Origin of the sequence: Burkholderia alba, from assembly GCF_034721475.1 — a bacterium.
Taxonomy (GTDB): Bacteria; Pseudomonadota; Gammaproteobacteria; order Burkholderiales; family Burkholderiaceae; genus Burkholderia; species Burkholderia alba.
This window is the reverse complement of sequence record NZ_JAWJWL010000003.1, coordinates 65,114-83,439: the sequence shown is the minus strand read 5'-3', so window position 1 is coordinate 83,439 and position 18,326 is coordinate 65,114. Positions and strand designations below refer to the sequence as shown.

Here is an 18,326-nt window from a genome sequence, read left to right as displayed (position 1 = left end):
GCGGCCGTCAGCCCTGCAGGAACTCGCCGTAGCGCGCGAGATCGACGTTCCCGCCGCTCACCAGCACCCCCACCCGCTTGCCGGCGACCGGCAGCACGCCGTCGAGCACGGCCGCGGCCGCCAGGCAACCGGTCGGCTCGACCACCATCTTCATCCGCTGCGCGAAGAAGCGCATCGTGTCGACCAGTTGCGCGTCGCTGACCGTCACGATCTGCCCGACGAGCGACTGGATGATCGGGAAGTTGTACCCGCCGAGATGGGTCGACGCCGCGCCGTCCGCGATCGTATGCGGCACGGGAATGTGCACGACCTCGCCGCGCGCGAGCGACTGCTGGCCGTCGTTGCCCGCCTCCGGCTCGACGCCGATCACCGCGCAGCCGGGCGCAAGCGCCGCCGCCGACAGCGCGCTGCCCGCGATCAGCCCGCCGCCGCCGACGCAGACGACCAGCATGTCGAGCGGACCGACCTCGTCGATCAGTTCCTTCGCGGCGGTACCTTGTCCGGCGATCACGTGCGGATGGTCGTACGGCGGAATCAGCGTCATGCCGCGCTCCTGCGCAAGCCGCGCGCCGAGTGCCTCGCGGCTTTCCGTGTAGCGGTCGTAGGTGATGACTTCGCCGCCGTAGCCCTTCGTCGCGGCCACCTTCGCGGCGGGCGCGTCGTGCGGCATCACGATGGTCGCGCGGATGCCCGCGAGCTGCGCGGCGAGCGCGATGGCCTGCGCGTGATTGCCGGACGAATACGTGATGACGCCCGCGCGGCGCTGCTCGGCGTCGAAATGCGAGATCGCGTTGTAGGCGCCGCGAAACTTGAATGCGCCCATCCGCTGGAAATTCTCGCACTTGAAGAACAGCGACGCGCCCGTGCGCGCATCGGCGGTACGGGACGTCAAGACGGGCGTGCGATGCGCGGCGCCGGCGAGCCGGGCGGCGGCATCGGCGACATCGGCGAACGTGGGGGCGGCGAGAGCGGGACGGGCGGAAGTAGCGGACATTGCGGCAGGCGGCGAAAGAGGGAGGAACAGGCATTCTCCCAGCTTCACGCGGCGCATGCAGCCCCCGCATAACGAAAAACGGCGCGGCGCGGACCGATGCCGTGCCGCGCCGGATCGCGCGCGGCGCTCAGGCCGCGCGACGGATCTCAACGACGCCAGTACGGGTGGCCATACCAGCCGCGATGGTGCCAGTACGGATGGCCGTAGTACCCGCCGTATCCGCCGCCGACCACGACGGCGGGCGGCGCGTAGTAGGCAGGCGCCGGCGCGTAGTAGACAGGCGGCGGAGGTGCGTAATACACGGGCGGCGGCGGCGCATAGACCGGATAAGCAGGCGCGATCGGCAGACCGATGCCGATGCCGACCGACACGTGCGCCTGCGCGGCGCTCGCGACCCCGAGACCCAGTGCTGCGGCGGCAATAAACGGAATGAGCTTTTTCACTTCGGTTCTCCTGGCGGCGCGGCAGAGAGTGCGCGCCACATGACAGCCGCTGGTTGCTTGCTGTATGGATGCAATGTAGCGAAAACCCGTATGACGATCCATGCACATTTGTTGCAAATTGCAATTGCTGGAAGCCTTACAGGACGGTGCTTCGCGGTGAACGGCGCAAGTCCGGAGCCGTGCCGGGGCGGCACTTCGGCCGACCCGCGAAAAACGCCCGGACCGATCGGGCACTCTTACCGATTCCGGCGCGCGCGCCGCACCGTGTCCCGTAATGATTGATTACAAATTTGAGACAAGGCGCTGACGGGGCAGCGCCCGGGCCGGGCCGCTCCGCCACCCCGCGCGCCGGACAATCCGTCGCAGCCGGCCTGACCGGCCGGCGAATACGCGATACTGACGGCCTGTGCCACGGCTTCCCGAGCTTCCCATGACCTTACCCGCCCTCCCTCGTCTCGGTTTCATCGGCGCGGGCCGGCTCGCCCGCTGCGTCGCGCGCCGCTTCGCGCGGGCCGGCTACCCGGTCGCCGCGATCGCGAGCCGCGCGCCTGCCTCCGCGCAGGCGCTCGCGGACCTGATCGCCGCCGTCGCCGCACCGTCGGCCGCGCCGCGCTGCGCCGCGCTCGACACGCCGCAGGCGGTGGTCGACGCCGCCGATCTGATCTTCCTGACCGTGCCCGACGATGAACTCGCCCCCCTTGCCGCCCGGCTGCGCTTCGATCCGTCCCGTTCGCACGAGCAGGCGCTCGTCCATTGCAGCGGCGCATCGGGCGTCGCGCTGCTGGACCCGGCGCGCGAGCAAGGCGCGGCGACGGGCGGCTTCCATCCGCTTTATCTGTTCGGCGGGGGCGACGCCGATCTGGCCCGCATCGACGGCTGCTCGGTCACGATCGAGGCCGACGGCGCGCTCAAGGACACGCTGGCCGCGCTGGCGGCCGCGCTCGGCTGCCATCCGCTGTCGATCCCGGCCGGCGGCCGGATGCTGTATCACGCGGCCGCGCACTACGCGGCGAGCTTCGCGCTGTGCAACCTGGCCGAATGCGTGGAACTGTGGCGTTCGCTCGGATTCGACGAAGACGACGCGCTGCGCGCGCTGCTGCCGATGCTGGCCGGCACGATCGAAACCGCGCGCGACAAGGGCCTGGCGAACGCGCTGGCCGGTCCCGTGTCGCGCGGCGACGCGCGTATCGTCGAGCAGCAGCTCGCGCTGCTCGAAACGCGCGGCGGCGACCACGCCGCGCTCTACGCGCTGCTGACCCGCCGCGCGCTGATGCTCGCCCGCCGCCGCACCCCGCCGCCCGCGTCGCTGGATGCGCTCGAGCGCGCGGTCGAAAACTCGCTCGGGCGCGCGCTCCCGCCGGGTGCACCCGCCCGGGAAAAGCCGTGATAAGGTGACGCCCGATGCGCCGTCGCCTTGCGCGGCGGCCTCACGCTACCCGACTGTACAAAAAGGATTCCAACGATGTTCGGCGAGATCGCCCGCTTTCTGCTCAATACCGTCTTCACGCTGTTCGGCGCCGCCCTGATCCTGCGCGTCTGGATGCAAGCCGTGCGCGTGTCGCCGTACAACCCCGTCACGCAGGCCGTGCTGCAGGCCACCAACTGGCTCGTGCTGCCGCTGCGCCGCATCATTCCGGGCGTGCGGGGCATCGATTGGGCGAGCGTCGTCGCGGCGCTCGCGACCTCGCTCGTCTACGTGGTGCTGATGGTGACGATGTCGGGCGTGGACGCGATGTCGATGGCGCCGACACTGATCGTCGTCGCGCTGCTGACCGTCGCGAAATGGACGCTGCAACTGGTGTTCTGGATGACGATCCTGATGGCGTTCCTGTCGTGGCTCAATCCGCGCTCGCCCGCGATGGCGATCCTGTATCAATTGACCGCGCCGTTCCTGAACCCGCTGCGCCGCGTGTTGCCGCAGTTGGGCGGCATCGACCTGTCGCCGATCCTGCTGTTCGTGATCGTGCAGGTGTTGATCATGATCGTGACGCGCGCCGCCGTGTCGATGACGCTGTTCGGGATCTGATCGCCCGTCCGTCCGCCCGTTCGCCCGTTCGCCCGCTAGTTGGCGACGGGCGGCGCGGTATCGAGGTTGTCGATCACACCGAAGCGCGCGGGAATCATCGCATAGCAGAGCCGCACCTTTTCCTGCGACACGAGTTCGATGAGGCGCTGCGCCTCCGCCTCGGTGACGACGAACTCCACCTCCACCGCCAGCGAGCCCTGCAGTTCGAAGAAACGGTCTTCGTGCAGCACGTGATGCTGGCCGAAGCCCGCCATCGCCCGGAACGCCGAGCCGCCCGCCACGCCCGTCCTGCTGGCCGTCTCGAGCAGCCACTCCCATAGCGGCTTCCAGTGCAGCCGGTGATTCTCGTGCACGTAGAAGCGCAGGAAAACCCTGTCCATGATGCGTCCTCCGCCGGCAGCGGATCAGGCCGCGATCAGCCACGCGCGCGCGGTCCACATGCCGAGTCCCGTCAATACGAACGACCCTATTAAGTGTAGGACGGCCACGGTCATCGCCCAGCCGATTTCGCCCTGCACCACGTGCGTCATGACTTCGACGGAATAGGTGGAGAAAGTCGTCAGCCCGCCCATGAACCCGGTGATGACAAATAGCCGCCATTCGGGCGGGAGTCCGGCCTTCGTCGTAAACACCACGGCGGCGATGCCGATCAGGTAGCCGCCGATCAGGTTCGACGCGAGCGTGCCGAGCGGCACCTCGGGCAGGACCGCGTTGAGGGTGAGGCTCAGGAACCAGCGCAACAGCGCGCCGAGACCGGCGCCGATGAAGATCGCGAGGATGGAATAGATCAAGGCGGTTCCTTCAGGTTGGGCGCCGGCCGCGAGCCGCCGCCCCGGGTTCGGCGAGGCGCGGGCCGACCGGCCGCGCGGGCGGTCGGCCGGACGGCGAGCTTCCTCGGGCGGGATCGGGATCTACTTTAGGCGCAATGGGATCGGCTTCGCAACCGTGCGGGGGCTTCGGGACGTTTCGACCTGACGGACGAGCGCGACGACGGGCGTGCTCGAACCGAAGGGACACGACAGCGCGAGCCGGACGGCTGGTTGAAGAACTCGAGCCGCAAAGCGTTCCGGACCGACGTCAAAACAAGCGCCGAAGGAAAACGAGGCCTGGCAACAGGTCATGGCGTCTTTCATGCCGCTTCGCCGCAGGATCGCCGTTCCACTCATCGAGCACGCCATGACCCGCTCCGTCCTCAGAGAAAACGTCCGTCTCCGATATTCGCCGGCTGGTTCGATCATCCGTTCCCGCGCGTCACGTCGACGCAGAAATCATGGACAGCCGTCACCATCCGATTCAGTCCGGGTTGCTCCAGCGGATAATGTCCGGCGTTTTCCAGCATCGTCACCGTGACGGGAACCTTGCCCGATCCGCCGCAGGAACAGTTGACTCAGGTGCAACGGCGTCCATCGGTCCTGTGCGGGCTGCGTCAGCAGGATCGGGTACACGTCGAAATGTTCCGGCTCGAGCGCCGGCTGATAGTCCGCGTGGCTGGCCAGAAAGCTCGGGGTCACCCACTTGCCCGCCGAGGTCCTGTCCGCCAGGCAGGCCTTCAGCGCGGCCGGGTCGTTGACCAGCGTGTGCATCTTGCTGGCCGCGGACATCGGCACGCGCAGTCCGGCGAACGGCGTCCGCGCCATCAGGGTCGCGAACGGCCCGCCGACCCGGCTCATGAAGCGGTTGTACGCCGTCTCGTCGCGAACCTGCCGGATGCGCTGATCCGGAAAGGTCATGCCGACGATCCCTTGCACATTCCGGTTCTTCGCCGCGACGATGCGGCGATCGAGGTGACGGCCGCGTATTACAACGCCCATCCCGCCGCCTGCGTCCTGCTCCTGCGCGGATCGTTCTCCGACACCGATCTCGCGGCGCACGACGCCAAGAACGCGACCCTCGGCATGCTGTTCCGCGCCAAGGCCGCGAGCATGGGCGTGCTTGCGGCGCTGCCCTCGACGCCCGACGCCGCCACCATCAGCCTGGAGATCGCTTTCGCCTGCATGAAGCACGGCTATGCGAAGGAAGGCCGGGTGTCGCCGGAGATATGCCGCGAAGCATCGCGCGCGGTGATCGCCTATCTGGCGTCATGGGATGACGCCAGATAGGCGCCGATAGCGGAGCGGGCAGCGCGACACTCGATGCCGGTTGCCTGGACGCTCCGCAGGAGACATGAGTCGATGATTCCCGACGCGTCGAGCGATGCCGCCGTCCTCGTCGGACCATGCCGGTTTCGATGCCGTCCGCCGCGGCCGCGTTGCTTGCCAGATTCGTGCCAAGCCCTGTAGAATTGCGCGTTCTGCGGGCGTCGTATAATGGCCATTACCTCAGCTTCCCAAGCTGATGACGTGGGTTCGATTCCCATCGCCCGCTCCACTTTTCCGCTGCCCGGCAACCCGAAACGCAGCCCGTAGTCCGCGCGAAGCCGCCTCGTCGAAGGCGGCTTTTTCGTATCGGGCGGGCCTGCCGGCCGCACCGGCGGCGCGCTACACTCGCACAACGAGATTCGGCCGCTTTCGCCCATTCCTTGTCTTGCCACGATGATTCACGATCCGAACGACACCGGCCTGCCGCACCACGACCCCAGCGCCGACGACACCGCCCCCGGCCATCACGCTGAAGATGGCGCGTCCGGCGCGGCGAACCCGCTCCATCATCGCCGCATCCGCAGCTTCGTGACGCGCGCCGGCCGCGTATCCACCGGCCAGCGCCGCGCGCTCGACGAGTTCGGTCCGCGCTTCGTCGTCCCCTACGCGCCCGAACGCCTCGACTGGGATCGGGCCTTCGGCCGCGCTGCGCCGCGCATTCTGGAGATCGGTTTCGGCATGGGCGCCTCGACGGCGGAGATCGCCGCGCTGCGCCCGGGCGACGATTTCCTCGGCGTCGAGGTGCACGAACCCGGCATCGGCGCGCTGCTGAAGCTGATCGGCGAACACAGCCTGGCCAACATCCGCATCATTCAGCACGACGCCGTCGAAGTGCTCGAACACATGATCGCGCCCGAGAGCCTCGACGGCGTGCACATCTTCTTTCCGGACCCGTGGCACAAGGCGCGCCATCACAAGCGCCGCCTGATCCAGCCGCCGTTCGTCGCGCAGCTCGCATCGAAACTCAAGCCGGGCGCCTACCTCCACTGCGCGACCGACTGGCAGAACTACGCGGAACAGATGCTGGACGTGCTGGGCGCCGATCCCGCGCTCGAGAACACGGCCGACGCGTACGCGCCGCGCCCCGACTACCGCCCGGTGACGAAGTTCGAACGGCGCGGCCTGCGCCTCGGGCACGGGGTATGGGATCTCGTGTTCAGGAAGCGCGCGGGCTGATCGCTGCCCGCTCCATCCCGCCCAAACAAAAAGGCGACGGCATCATGCCGTCGCCTTTTTTATCGGCCAGCCGCCGCGCAGCCTCGGCCGCTCAGCTCCAGTTGAGCCAGCCGCTGTAGCCGACCAGCAGCACGAACAGCCCGAACACGATCCGGTACCACGCGAACACCGTGAAATCGTGCGACGCGATGTAGCGCAGCAGCCAGCGCACGCACGCGAACGCGCTGACGAACGCCGCCAACAGCCCCAGCGCGAACAGCCCGATCGAATCGACCGAGAACGCATGCCAGTCCTTCACGGTTTCGTAGAGCGTCGCGCCGAAGATGATCGGAATCGCGAGGAAGAAAGAGAATTCGGTCGCTACGCGCCGGTCGAGACCGAACAGCATCCCGCCGATGATCGTCGAGCCCGAGCGGGACATCCCCGGAATCAGCGCGAAGCATTGCGCGGCGCCGACCTTCAGCGCATCGAGCGGCGTCAGCTCGTCGATCGTCCGCACCCGCGGCGGCACGTCGCGATCCCGCTGGCGCGCTTCCGCCCACAGGATCACCAGACCGCCCGCCACCAGCGCGAAGGCGACCGGCACCGGCGAGAACAGCGCCGCCTTGATCGCCTTCTCGAACAGCAGGCCGAGCACGATGGCCGGAATAGTGGCGATCACGACATTGAGCGTGAAGCGCCGCGCCTGCGGCTGGGACGGCAGCCCCGTCACCACTTCGCCGATCCGGCGCCGGTACTCCCAGCATACCGCCAGGATCGCGCCGAACTGGATCACGACATCGAACGTCTTGGCGTGCGCATCATTGAAATTGAGGAAGCTGCCCGCGACGATCAGATGCCCCGTGCTCGACACCGGCAGAAATTCCGTCAGCCCCTCGACGACGCCGAGAATCAGCGCTTTGCAGATCAGTATCCAGTCCATCCGTGGCCCGATTTTGAAGAAGCCTCAACCCCAGGCCACGACACAGGCGCGGCCCACCCGGCCGCACGTGCAGCGTCACGTCATTTTTCGACGATCGCCACGCGTATGCCGTTTGTAAGAATCGTGATTGTACCGGGTTCGTAGTTCACCCCGGCAAATTGCAGTTGTTCGGGCTTGAACGTGTAGATCGGATAGTTGGTCAGCAACTGGGTCGCGAGCATCCCCGCCGCTGCGCCGACCTGCTGCGTGTAGGCCTGCGCGTCGCCGTCGAGGTTCACGCTGTCGACGGACGGCGCTTTCAGCACGACCGAACGGCTCGGCGCGTCGTAGGCGAGCTGGCCCGACACCGTGAAGGTGCCGTTCACCGGCGTGCGCAGGAACGGGCTCACGAAGCGCGCGTCGAGCTGCACGGCCACCCGGTTCTGGTCGGGCTTCAACCCCACCACCGGATTCGCGAGCGCGACGTCGACCACCTGCGCCACCGTCTTCTGGTACGGGAATTTGCGCGCGACCGCCTTCTGCACGTCGCCTTGCGAGAACGTGTAGTGGTCGGGAATGAACGGGAACGTCGACGCGCACGCGGCCAGCGACAGGGTCACACCGACAGCGGCGCCGGCGGCGAACAGAAAGCGGCGCCGGTTCGGCACGCGAGTCTGGGTCATGCACAATCTCCTGCGAAAAGGGACGGGGCCTGCGGCCGTGTCGCGGCCTCGAGCTGCGTCAGCCACGCGAGCGCATGCGCGCGCGACGCGCCGCACATCTCGTCGCTCGGCTGCAAGCCGGAGCAGCATGCGGGGCGCTCGGGGCGGCCGAAGATCCGGCAGCGCGCGTCGTCGCCCAGCTGAATGCAGCGCACGCCGGCGGGCTTGCCGTGCGGCATGCCCGGAATCGGGCTCGAGATCGACGGCGCGATGCAGCACGCCGCGCATCCTTCGCGGCACGCGTGCGCCGGCGGCCCCGGCGATTTTTCTGCAACTTCGGCAAACATCACGCCAAACACTCGCAAATTCGATGAAATACGCGGCGCGCAACACCCGCTGCGCACCGCCCGAACCTGCATTGTGCCATCGCCCGCTGCGACGTTATTACACAATTCAGGTCAATCGGCCGTTTATATACTGAATGGCGTCCTGGAGAACGATTCGAGCCCCGCATGACGCCGCTTCCCGCCGATACCCTGTTCCGCCCCGACCTGCTGTCGAAATACAGCGCGAACGGCCCCCGCTACACGTCCTACCCCACCGCGCTGCAGTTCCGCGACGATTTCGACCCCGCCGACTACGTCCGCGCGGCCGCCGACCCGGGCGCGGCGGCGAGCGAACTGTCGCTGTACTTCCACATCCCGTTCTGCGACACCGCCTGCTTCTACTGCGGCTGCAACAAGATCGCGACCCGCAACCGCCGGCGCACGCGGCCCTATCTCGACCAGCTGAAACGGGAACTCGCGCTGCAGGCGGCGCTGTTCGATCCGTCGCGCACGGTCACGCAGCTGCATTGGGGCGGCGGCACGCCGACCTTCCTGTCGGACAGCGAAACGGCAGAGCTGATGGCGGCCACCCGCGAACATTTCACGCTCGCGCCGGATCCGCACGGCGAGTTCTCGATCGAAATCGATCCCCGCAGCGCATCGGCCGCCACGCTGGTGCACCTGCGCACGCTCGGCTTCAACCGGCTGAGCCTCGGGGTGCAGGATTTCGATCCGGCCGTGCAGCAGGCGATCAATCGCGTGCAGCCGCTCGCGATGACCGCCGACCTGATCGCCGCGGCCCGTGCAACCGGCTATCACTCGACGAGCGTCGATCTGATCTACGGGCTGCCGCACCAGAGCGTCGCCAGCTTCTCGCGCACGCTCGACACGATGATCGAACTGGCGCCGGACCGCCTGTCGGTGTTCGGCTACGCGCACATGCCGCATCTGTTCAAGATGCAGCGGCAGATCGACGCGGCGGCGCTGCCTTCGCCCGCGACGCGTCTCGCGTTGCTCGGGCTCGCGATCGAGCAGCTGACCGGCGCGGGCTACGTGTACATCGGCATGGACCACTTCGCGCGGCCGGGCGACGAACTGGTGCGCGCGCAGCGCAACGGTACGCTGCAGCGCAACTTCCAGGGCTACAGCACGCGCGCGGACACCGACCTGATCGGCATCGGCGCATCATCGATCGGCAAGGTCGGCGACGTCTACGCGCAGAACGCGAAGGATTTGCCCGGCTACGGCGCGGCGCTCGACGCGGCGCGCCTGCCGATCGCGCGCGGCGTGCGCCTCACCGCCGACGATCGCCTGCGCCGCGACCTGATCACCCAACTGATGTGCAATCTCGAACTGCCGTTCGCGCCGTTCGAGGCGACCTACGGGATCCGCTTCGCCGACCGGTTCGCCCGCGAGCTGGACACCTTGCGCGGCTTCGAGCGGGACAGCCTGCTGTCGATCGCCGGCGACCGGCTGACGATCCATCCGGCCGGCCGGATGTACGTCCGCAACATCGCGATGGTGTTCGACGCGTACCTGTCCGGCACGGCCGCGACGCGCTACTCGAAGACGGTCTGAAACCGCCGGCGGGCGGCGGCGCAATCCGCGCGCTCGCGCCCGGATATTGTTAAAGTGGCGCCTTCCCCGCACTCCGTTTGACGCCACGCCATGCGCACCACCCGAGCGACCTCCGCGGTCGAACGCCTGAAATCCCGTTCGGACCATCCGCAGTACGCGGCGGTCAGCCTGCCGAGCGGCCTCTTTTATCTGGCCGACCGCTCGGGCGGCGCCACCGCGAAGCTGTGCGAGCCGCTGCCGCTCGACGAGTTCGTCGCGTTCGTCGACGGATTCGGGCCGAAAAAGCCGCGCAAGGCCAGCAAGCTGGACCTCGCGTTCGAGGAGCAGATCAAGAACAGCAAGCGGTAAACGCCCTTGCAGGGGTTCTGAAGGCAAGATGCGCGCCCCGTTTGGTACAATCGACAGGTTTTTCTATCCACGCTGATGGCCGTCCAGGCTGCATGACCACCATGAATATCGAAAAAGCGCGTTTCAACATGATCGAACAGCAGATCCGCCCGTGGGATGTGCTGGATCAAGAGGTCTTGGGCCTGCTGTCGGTCGTCAAGCGTGAAAACTTCGTTCCGGCCGCGTACCGCGACATCGCGTTCGCCGATCTGGAGCTGCCGCTGCCCGGCGACCAGAAAATGCTGTTCCCCCGCGTCGAGGCGCGCATCCTGCAGGAACTCGCGATCAAGAAGCACGAAAGCGTGCTCGAGATCGGCGCCGGCTCCGGCTACATGGCGGCGCTGCTCGCGCATCGCAGCCAGCACGTGGTCACGGTCGAGATCGATCCGACGCTCGCGAAGCTCGCGGAAGACAACCTGAAGAACAACGGCGTGACCAACGCGGAAGTCGTGCTCGGCGACGGCTCGCGCGGCTTGCCGGCCAAGGCGCCCTACGACGTGATCTGCGTGTCGGGCGGCCTGCCCGTCGTGCCGCAGGAACTGCTCGAGCAGCTGAAGGTGGGCGGGCGCCTCGCGGCGTTCGTCGGCGGCCGTCCGGTGATGAAGGCGCAGATCATCACCCGCATCGACGACAAGCAGTTCCGCGTCGCCGACGTGTTCGAAACCTATGTCGAGCACCTCGCGAACGCCGTCGAGCCATCGCGCTTCAAGTTCTGAGCGGGCCCCCGATGTCGATGCAGATCCTGACCGCGCCCGCCCTCGCCGCGTGGCTCGCCGATTCGTCGCGCACCGCGCCCGTCGTGCTCGACGTGCGCGAGCCGTGGGAAATCGATACGGCGAAGATCGCCGGCAGCGTGTCGATTCCGATGCAGCAGATCCCCGCGCGCAGCGAAGAGCTGGACGACGAAGCGGAGATCGTCTGCGTGTGCCACCACGGCATGCGCAGCGCGCAAGTCGCGATGTTCCTCGCGTCGCGCGGCTTCACGAAGCTGTACAACCTGCAAGGCGGCATCGATGCCTGGTCGCGCGACGTCGATCCGTCGGTGCCCCGCTACTGAGCCTGCCTTGATGCGGCGCGCCGCCGTGCGCGCCGTCCCCGCCCGTCCTCTTCCGTTTGTTCCCGCGCATTCGCGGCTCGCTTCAAGTCGCGCGGCTCCACGACGCGGCGCAGCCTGCAACGCACGCAGCCTCGCGCGGTCGCGCAACGCCGATCCGTTCGTTGCATCCCGCTACTGATCCCGCCTCGACACGACACATCGCCGCGTTCGTCCGCACGATTGCGCCTCCCATGCGCTCGTGACGATCGACGGCAGAGAGTACGCGAAGAAAGCGCCCACATCGCGCGTCTTCACATCCTTCCGAAAATCTCCGACGTCGCCGACGCATGACTCCGTTTACCTTCACGCGGCTTACGCGCGACGGCACCGATCGGGATCAGCGCAGTCCCGGCCTCCCCAAATAGTCGCGCCCGGGGCACATCAGGCGCGCGCCGCACGTTGCCCGGCGACACGCCATCGCCGAGTGCGTCGCCGACAGCCTCCGAGTCAGAGGATCTTCGATAAAAGGCGACCTCCGTCTTGGCCAGGTTGCCCCGAGCGTGCCGCGCCACTGTCTCGAACGCTCGCGGACGCGTCCATCCGCAAGGCCGCCGAACGATCCGGCAAACCAATTCGCCCCAACCCGACGCAGCCCGGCCATGCACCATTTGAGCCCGTCGCACTGCACCGCGACGGCCCATGCGATGCCTCCGCATGCAGCCTGCGATCTCGGCTTTCGTCACGCCGGCCCCGTCCGGCCTTGCGGCAGCGTCCGCCGGACGCGATCTGGCACATGCCTTGCGTGACCCGTCGTGCAGCGCACCCGATTCGGTGCGCATGCACTCCAACACGCCAAGGGGAATTCGATGAAACGTCGCAGTCTGTTGAAGTTCGGATCGATGACGGGCGCGCTGGCGCTCGCGGGACAGAGCCCGTTCGCGCGTGCGGCGGACCCGGCCGGCGGCCCGCTCAAGGTCGGCATCCTGCACTCGCTGTCGGGCACGATGGCGATCTCGGAAACGTCGCTGAAGGACACCGCGCTGATGACGATCGCCGAAATCAACCGCAGCGGCGGCGTGCTCGGCCGGCCGATCCAGCCGGTGGTGGTCGATCCCGCATCGAACTGGCCGCTGTTCGCGGAAAAGGCGCGCCAGTTGCTCACGCAGGACAAGGTCGCGTGCGTGTTCGGCTGCTGGACGTCGGTGTCGCGCAAATCGGTGCTGCCGGTATTCGAGGAACTGAACGGCCTGCTGTACTACCCGGTGCAGTACGAAGGGGAAGAGATGTCGCGCAACGTGTTCTACACCGGCGCGGCGCCGAACCAGCAGGCGCTGCCCGCCGTCGAGTACATGATGAGCGCGGAAGGCGGCGGCGCGAAGCGCTTCTTCCTGCTCGGTACCGACTACGTCTACCCGCGCACGACCAACAAGATCCTGCGCGCGTTCCTGAAGTCGAAGGGCGTGAAGGACGCGGACATCCAGGAAATCTATACGCCGTTCGGCCACAGCGATTACCAGACGATCGTCGCGAACATCAAGACCTTCGCGCAGGGCGGCAAGACCACGGTGATCTCCACCATCAACGGCGATTCGAACGTGCCGTTCTACAAGGAACTCGGCAACCAGGGTCTCAAGGCGACCGACGTGCCCGTCGTCGCGTTCTCGGTCGGCGAGGAAGAGCTGCGCGGGATCGACACCAAGCCGCTGGTCGGTCACCTGGCCGCGTGGAACTACTTCATGTCGGTCAAGAACCCGACCAACACGAAGTTCAAGGACCAGTTCGCCGCCTGGGTGAAGTCGCAGAACCTGCCGGGCGGCGCGAAGCGCGTGACCAACGATCCGATGGAGGCCACCTACGTCGGCATCCACATGTGGAAGCAGGCGGTCGAGAAGGCGAAGAGCGCCGACGTCGACAAGGTGCGCGTCGCGATGATCGGGCAGACCGTCGCCGCGCCGTCGGGCTTCACGCTGGCGATGGACGGCAACCATCACCTGCACAAGCCGGTGATGATCGGCGAGATTCGCGGCGACGGTCAGTTCAACGTGGTGTGGAAGACCAAGACCGCGATCCGCGCGCAGCCGTGGAGCCCGTACATCGCGGGGAATCAGGGCAAGCCCGATGTGGTCAGCTCGATTCCGGCGTTCCTGCGCCGCAGCCGCGTCGCCGTCGCGTGACGCCCCCGCCGGCGCCGCGTGCTCACGCGGCGCCCTGCCCGCGCGCGGCCGTGCCGCGCGCGCCCTTTCCGCCTGCCAGGATGTACCGATGCCGATGCTTTCCCGCCGCGCGGCGCGCGCACTCGCCGCGCTCGCCGTCTTCCTGACGCTCGCCGCCGCAACGCCCGCCGCGTTCGCGCTGGCCGCCGCCGATGCCGCCGCGCTCGCCGGCGACGATTTCGACGCGAAGGCCGCCGCGATCGACCACCTCGCCGCCGCCGGCGATCCGCCCGCCGTCGCGCTGCTGAACGCGCTCGCGAACGGCGACGCGCTCGCCACCGACGCCGGACGCCTCCTGATCCAGACCGGCGACACCGCACGCGACGCCGTCACGCAGGCGCCCGCGCCGGCCGGCGACGCACAGCCCGTGATGCTCAACAACCTGCTGCGCAGCAAGATCGCGAACGCGCTGTCGGGGCTCGACCTCGCGTCGCCCGATCCCGCCGCGCGCCGCGCCGCGATCGACGCGCTGCTGAAGAATCCCGACGCATCGCTGAAGCCGCTGATCGACCAGGCGCGCACGAAGGAAACCGATCCGGCGCTCAAGCGCCGCCTCGACGCGCTGTGGGCGATCGCCGCGCTGCATGACGCCGATCCGGCGAAACGCCTCGAAGCGGTGCGGCTCGTCGCCGCGCGACGCGACCTCGACATGATCGAGCAGTTGCGGCCGCTGGTCGCGAAGAATCCGGACGGCAGCGACGTCGAACCCGATGCACAGGTGCGCGATGCGGCCCGGCAGGGCCTCGACGCGCTGCATGCGCTCCAGCGTCGCAGCGAGATCGTCGGTACGCTGTTCGCGGGGCTGTCGCTCGGCAGCGTGCTGCTGCTCGCCGCGCTCGGCCTGGCGATCACCTACGGGCTGATCGGCGTGATCAACATGGCGCACGGCGAATTCCTGATGATCGGCGCGTATGCGACCTATGCGGTGCAGGCGCTGGTGCAGCGCTACCTGCCCGGCGCGTTCGACTGGTATCCGCTGCTCGCGATACCCGCGTCGTTCGCCGCCGCGGCAGCGATCGGCATCGTGCTCGAGCGCACGGTGCTCAAGCACCTGTACGGCCGCCCGCTCGAAACGCTGCTCGCCACCTTCGGCGTCAGCCTGATCCTGATCCAGGCGACCCGGACGATCTTCGGCGCGCAGAACGTGCAGGTCGAGAATCCGTCGTGGATGAGCGGCGGCGTCACCGTGATGCAAGGCCTGATCCTGCCGTACAACCGCCTGGCGATCCTCGCGTTCGCGCTGATCGTCGTCGCGATCGCGTGGGCCGTCCTGACGAAAACGCGGCTCGGCCTGTTCGTGCGCGCGGTCACGCAGAATCGCCGGATGGCCGCGTGCGTCGGCGTGAAGACCGCGCGGGTCGATTCGTATGCGTTCGCGTTCGGCGCGGGCATCGCCGGTCTCGGCGGCTGCGCGCTGTCGCAGATCGGCAACGTCGGCCCGGATCTCGGCCAGAACTACATCATCGATTCGTTCATGGCCGTGGTGCTGGGCGGCGTCGGGCAGATCGCCGGCACGGTGCTCGGCGGCTTCGGGCTCGGGCTCGTCAGCAAGGCGATCGAGCCGTTCTGGGGCGCGGTGCTCGCGAAGATCATCGTGCTCGCGATGATCGTGCTGTTCATCCAGAAGCGCCCGCAGGGCATGTTCGCCCCGAAGGGCCGCAGCGCGGAGGCCTGACATGACATCGATCGCCCAACCCCTGTCCGCGCCGAAGCCCGCCGTCGCACCCGGCGCCGACGCGCCGGCCACCGGCTTCGCGCTCGGCCTGCCGCCGCGCCCCGCCTTGCTGTCGCGGCGCGCGTGGCTCGCGCTGCTCGCGCTGTGCATCGCGATCGGCGTCGGCGTGCCGCTCGCCGCGCTGGTGGTGCCCGAGACGAGCGCGTTCCATCTGTCCGCCTATGCGATGACGCTCACCGGCAAGCTGATGTGCTACGCGATCGCCGCGCTCGCCCTCGACCTGGTGTGGGGCTACTGCGGCATCCTGAGCCTCGGCCACGGCCTGTTCTTCGCGCTCGGCGGCTATGCGATGGGCATGTACCTGATGCGCGCGATCGGCCGCGACGGCAAGTACGGCAGCGACCTGCCCGACTTCATGGTGTTCCTCGACTGGCACCAGCTGCCGTGGTACTGGAGCGGCACCAGCCATCTCGCCTACGCGCTCGCGCTGGTGATCCTGGTACCCGCGGCGCTCGCCTGGGTCTTCGGCTATTTCACGTTCCGCTCGCGCGTGAAGGGCGTATACCTGTCGATCATCACGCAGGCGATGACGTTCGCCGCGATGCTGCTGTTCTATCGCAACGAAACCGGCTTCGGCGGCAACAACGGCTTCACCGACTTCAAGCGGATCGCCGGGTTCGCGATCACCTCGCCGGGCACCCGCACGACGCTGTTCCTGCTGACCTTCGCGACCCTCGTGCTGTCGTTCGTCGCCGCGCGCGCGATCGTCACGAGCAAGCTCGGGCGCGTCGTCACCGCGGTGCGCGACGGCGAAACCCGGCTGATGTTCCTCGGCTACAGTCCGCTCGCGTACAAGCTGTTCGTGTGGACCGTGTCGGCGGCGCTGTGCGGCATCGCGGGCGCGCTGTACGTCCCGCAGGTCGGCATCATCAATCCGGGCGAGATGTCGCCGGGCAATTCGATCGAGATGGCGATCTGGGTCGCGGTCGGCGGACGCGGCACGCTGATCGGGCCGATCGTCGGCGCGTTCGCGGTCAACGGCGCGAAGAGCGTGTTCACCGCGTACTTCGCCGAATACTGGCTGTTCTTCCTCGGGCTGATTTTCGTGCTGGTGCCCCTGTTGCTGCCGCGCGGCATCATGGGTCTGATCGACACCCTGACCGGTCGAGGAGCGCGCCGATGAACGATCCCCACACGCCCTTCGGCGGCGACCTGCACGCCGTCAGCGGCTCCGCGCCGATGTCGCGCCTGGTGACGCCCGGCGCGATCGACACCGCTCACGGCACGATCCTCTACCTCGAGGACGTCGAAGTGAGTTTCGACGGTTTCCGCGCGCTGAAGAAGCTGTCGCTCGCGATCGACGCGGGCGAACTGCGCTGCGTGATCGGCCCGAACGGCGCCGGCAAGACGACCATGATGGATGTCGTCACCGGCAAGACTCGGCCCGACGCGGGCAAGGTCTTTCTCGGCCAGACCATCGACCTGTCGCGCATGAGCGAACCGGAGATCGCCCGCACGGGCATCGGCCGCAAATTCCAGAAACCCACCGTGTTCGAGCAGCATCCCGTGTGGGAAAACCTCGAACTGGCGATGCAGACCGACAAGCGCTGGCTCGCGTCGCTGCGCGCGCGACTCGACCGCGCCGCGCAGGCGCGCATCGAGGAAACGCTCGCGCTGCTGCGGCTCGAGGACAGCGCATACCGTCTCGCGGGCGAACTGTCGCACGGCCAGAAGCAGCGGCTCGAGATCGGCATGCTGCTGATGCAGCGGCCGGCGCTGCTGCTGCTCGACGAACCGGCGGCCGGCATGACCGACCACGAAACGATGGAGCTGGCCGAGCTGCTGAACACGCTGCGCGGCACCTGCTCGATGATGGTGGTCGAGCACGACATGGAATTCGTCGCGGCGCTCGCGGGCGACACGGGCCGCGTGACGGTGATGGCGGAAGGCGCGGTGCTCGCGCAAGGCACGCTCGATCAGGTACAGCGCGACGAAGCGGTGATCGAGTCTTATCTGGGACGATGATGCGATGCTGACGATCGAAGGACTCAATCAGTACTACGGCGGCAGCCATATCCTGCGCAACGTCGGCCTGAGCGCGCGCGAGGGCGAGCTGACCGTGCTGCTCGGCCGCAACGGCGTCGGCAAGACCACGCTGCTGCGCTGCCTGATGGGCGTGGTGCCCGCGAAGAGCGGCAGCGTCGCGTGGCGCGGCCGCGCGCTCGGCGCGCTGCCGCCGTATGCGCGCGTGGCGGCGGGGCTCGCATACGTGCCGCAGGGCCGCGACATCTTCCCGCGGCTGACCGTCGAGGAAAACCTGCTGGTCGGCGCGGCGAGCCGCAAGGCGCCGTCGAAGGTGCCGGACCGGATCTATGCGCTGTTCCCGGTGCTGAAGGACATGCGCGCGCGGCGCGGCGGCGACCTGTCGGGCGGCCAGCAGCAGCAGCTCGCGATCGGCCGCGCGCTGATGAGCGAGCCCGGACTGCTGATCCTCGACGAACCGACGGAAGGCATTCAGCCGTCGATCATCCAGGACATCGGGCGCACGCTGCGCCAGCTCGTCGAGGAATCGAAGATGACCGTGCTGCTGGTCGAGCAGTACTACGATTTCGCGCGCTCGATCGCCGACCGGTACTGGGTGATGAGCCGCGGCGAGATCGTCGCGGGCGGCGCGGGCGGCGACATGGATGCGCATGGCGTGCGCGAGCTGATCGCCGTCTGAGCGGCTGCCTCGCGCGGGCAGTGCCGGGTCCGCTCATCGGATCCGGCGC

At 68.0% G+C, this 18,326-nt stretch carries 21 protein-coding genes and 1 tRNA gene; 14 read left to right on the top strand and 8 right to left on the bottom strand.

Annotated features, from left to right (window positions below; translation table 11 throughout):
• Positions 1-7: 7 nt before the first annotated feature.
• Both RZR99_RS03760 and RZR99_RS03755 read right to left on the bottom strand, forming a co-directional pair.
• Positions 8-994, bottom strand: coding sequence for a threo-3-hydroxy-L-aspartate ammonia-lyase (locus RZR99_RS03760; RefSeq protein ID WP_323118405.1), 987 nt, complete (start codon positions 992-994; stop codon positions 8-10).
• Between the two features lie 146 nt (positions 995-1,140).
• On the bottom strand, positions 1,141-1,437 hold the full coding sequence (locus RZR99_RS03755) for a hypothetical protein (protein ID WP_323118404.1): 297 nt from the start codon (positions 1,435-1,437) through the stop codon (positions 1,141-1,143).
• Positions 1,438-1,867: 430 nt separating this feature from the next.
• Here RZR99_RS03755 and RZR99_RS03750 point away from each other — a divergent pair, with 430 nt between their 5' ends.
• Positions 1,868-2,824: a Rossmann-like and DUF2520 domain-containing protein gene (locus RZR99_RS03750; RefSeq protein WP_323118403.1), complete on the top strand. Its 957-nt coding sequence runs from the start codon at positions 1,868-1,870 to the stop codon at positions 2,822-2,824.
• Positions 2,825-2,899: 75 nt separating this feature from the next.
• Positions 2,900-3,463: a YggT family protein gene (locus tag RZR99_RS03745; RefSeq protein ID WP_323118402.1), complete on the top strand. Its 564-nt coding sequence runs from the start codon at positions 2,900-2,902 to the stop codon at positions 3,461-3,463.
• A gap of 35 nt (positions 3,464-3,498) precedes the next feature.
• Here the strand turns inward: RZR99_RS03745 and RZR99_RS03740 are convergent, their stop codons facing one another.
• The 3 genes from RZR99_RS03740 to RZR99_RS03730 all read right to left on the bottom strand — a co-directional run bounded on the left by RZR99_RS03740 (position 3,499) and on the right by RZR99_RS03730 (position 5,211).
• Positions 3,499-3,843, bottom strand: coding sequence for a DUF190 domain-containing protein (locus tag RZR99_RS03740; protein ID WP_323118401.1), 345 nt, complete (start codon positions 3,841-3,843; stop codon positions 3,499-3,501).
• 24 nt (positions 3,844-3,867) lie between these two features.
• Complete coding sequence (gene crcB / locus RZR99_RS03735; protein ID WP_323118400.1) at positions 3,868-4,254, bottom strand: fluoride efflux transporter CrcB; 387 nt, start codon at positions 4,252-4,254, stop codon at positions 3,868-3,870.
• A gap of 477 nt (positions 4,255-4,731) precedes the next feature.
• Positions 4,732-5,211, bottom strand: coding sequence for an alpha/beta hydrolase (locus RZR99_RS03730; RefSeq protein WP_323118399.1), 480 nt, complete (start codon positions 5,209-5,211; stop codon positions 4,732-4,734).
• Between RZR99_RS03730 and RZR99_RS03725 the strand changes: the two genes are divergently transcribed.
• The 3 genes from RZR99_RS03725 (at position 5,206) to trmB (ending at position 6,777) form a co-directional block, all read left to right on the top strand.
• Positions 5,206-5,562, top strand: coding sequence for a hypothetical protein (locus RZR99_RS03725; RefSeq protein WP_323118398.1), 357 nt, complete (start codon positions 5,206-5,208; stop codon positions 5,560-5,562). The genes RZR99_RS03730 and RZR99_RS03725 overlap by 6 nt on opposite strands.
• A 193-nt stretch (positions 5,563-5,755) precedes the next feature.
• A tRNA-Gly gene (locus RZR99_RS03720) sits at positions 5,756-5,830 on the top strand.
• A gap of 164 nt (positions 5,831-5,994) precedes the next feature.
• Entirely contained in the window at positions 5,995-6,777 is a 783-nt protein-coding gene (gene trmB, locus RZR99_RS03715) for a tRNA (guanosine(46)-N7)-methyltransferase TrmB (RefSeq protein ID WP_323118397.1), read from the top strand.
• A 91-nt stretch (positions 6,778-6,868) separates the two neighbouring features.
• On the opposite strand, the gene RZR99_RS03710 is transcribed toward trmB, so the two are convergent.
• The 3 genes from RZR99_RS03710 to RZR99_RS03700 form a co-directional block, all read right to left on the bottom strand.
• Positions 6,869-7,699 (bottom strand): undecaprenyl-diphosphate phosphatase, encoded by an 831-nt coding sequence (locus tag RZR99_RS03710; protein WP_323118396.1) that lies wholly within the window; start codon positions 7,697-7,699, stop codon positions 6,869-6,871.
• Positions 7,700-7,779: 80 nt separating this feature from the next.
• A complete protein-coding gene (locus RZR99_RS03705) occupies positions 7,780-8,361 on the bottom strand; it encodes a DUF1439 domain-containing protein (protein ID WP_323118395.1) in 582 nt (193 codons plus the stop codon).
• Positions 8,358-8,687 carry a YkgJ family cysteine cluster protein gene (locus RZR99_RS03700; protein ID WP_323118629.1) on the bottom strand — a complete coding sequence of 110 codons (330 nt, stop codon included), beginning with the start codon at positions 8,685-8,687 and terminating at the stop codon, positions 8,358-8,360. Before RZR99_RS03700 ends, RZR99_RS03705 begins: the two co-directional genes overlap by 4 nt.
• 165 nt (positions 8,688-8,852) lie before the next feature.
• On the opposite strand from RZR99_RS03700, the gene hemN reads away from it, so the two are divergent.
• The 9 genes from hemN (at position 8,853) to urtE (ending at position 18,277) form a co-directional block, all read left to right on the top strand.
• The gene (gene hemN / locus RZR99_RS03695; protein WP_323118394.1) at positions 8,853-10,244 is read left to right on the top strand and encodes an oxygen-independent coproporphyrinogen III oxidase; all 1,392 of its coding nucleotides are present in this window, start codon (positions 8,853-8,855) and stop codon (positions 10,242-10,244) included.
• A 90-nt stretch (positions 10,245-10,334) separates the two neighbouring features.
• Complete coding sequence (locus RZR99_RS03690) at positions 10,335-10,592, top strand: hypothetical protein (RefSeq protein ID WP_323118393.1); 258 nt, start codon at positions 10,335-10,337, stop codon at positions 10,590-10,592.
• A gap of 101 nt (positions 10,593-10,693) precedes the next feature.
• Positions 10,694-11,347: a protein-L-isoaspartate O-methyltransferase family protein gene (locus RZR99_RS03685; RefSeq protein WP_323118392.1), complete on the top strand. Its 654-nt coding sequence runs from the start codon at positions 10,694-10,696 to the stop codon at positions 11,345-11,347.
• A gap of 17 nt (positions 11,348-11,364) precedes the next feature.
• Positions 11,365-11,688 (top strand): rhodanese-like domain-containing protein, encoded by a 324-nt coding sequence (locus tag RZR99_RS03680; RefSeq protein ID WP_323118628.1) that lies wholly within the window; start codon positions 11,365-11,367, stop codon positions 11,686-11,688.
• Positions 11,689-12,533: 845 nt separating this feature from the next.
• Positions 12,534-13,841: an urea ABC transporter substrate-binding protein gene (gene urtA, locus RZR99_RS03675; RefSeq protein WP_323118391.1), complete on the top strand. Its 1,308-nt coding sequence runs from the start codon at positions 12,534-12,536 to the stop codon at positions 13,839-13,841.
• A gap of 88 nt (positions 13,842-13,929) precedes the next feature.
• Entirely contained in the window at positions 13,930-15,555 is a 1,626-nt protein-coding gene (gene urtB, locus RZR99_RS03670; RefSeq protein WP_323118390.1) for an urea ABC transporter permease subunit UrtB, read from the top strand.
• A 1-nt stretch (position 15,556) separates the two neighbouring features.
• Complete coding sequence (gene urtC, locus RZR99_RS03665) at positions 15,557-16,738, top strand: urea ABC transporter permease subunit UrtC (RefSeq protein ID WP_323118389.1); 1,182 nt, start codon at positions 15,557-15,559, stop codon at positions 16,736-16,738.
• Complete coding sequence (gene urtD / locus RZR99_RS03660; protein ID WP_323118388.1) at positions 16,735-17,580, top strand: urea ABC transporter ATP-binding protein UrtD; 846 nt, start codon at positions 16,735-16,737, stop codon at positions 17,578-17,580. The genes urtC and urtD overlap by 4 nt, the downstream gene beginning before the upstream one ends.
• A gap of 4 nt (positions 17,581-17,584) precedes the next feature.
• Positions 17,585-18,277: an urea ABC transporter ATP-binding subunit UrtE gene (urtE, locus tag RZR99_RS03655; RefSeq protein WP_323118387.1), complete on the top strand. Its 693-nt coding sequence runs from the start codon at positions 17,585-17,587 to the stop codon at positions 18,275-18,277.
• Positions 18,278-18,326 lie beyond the last annotated feature (49 nt).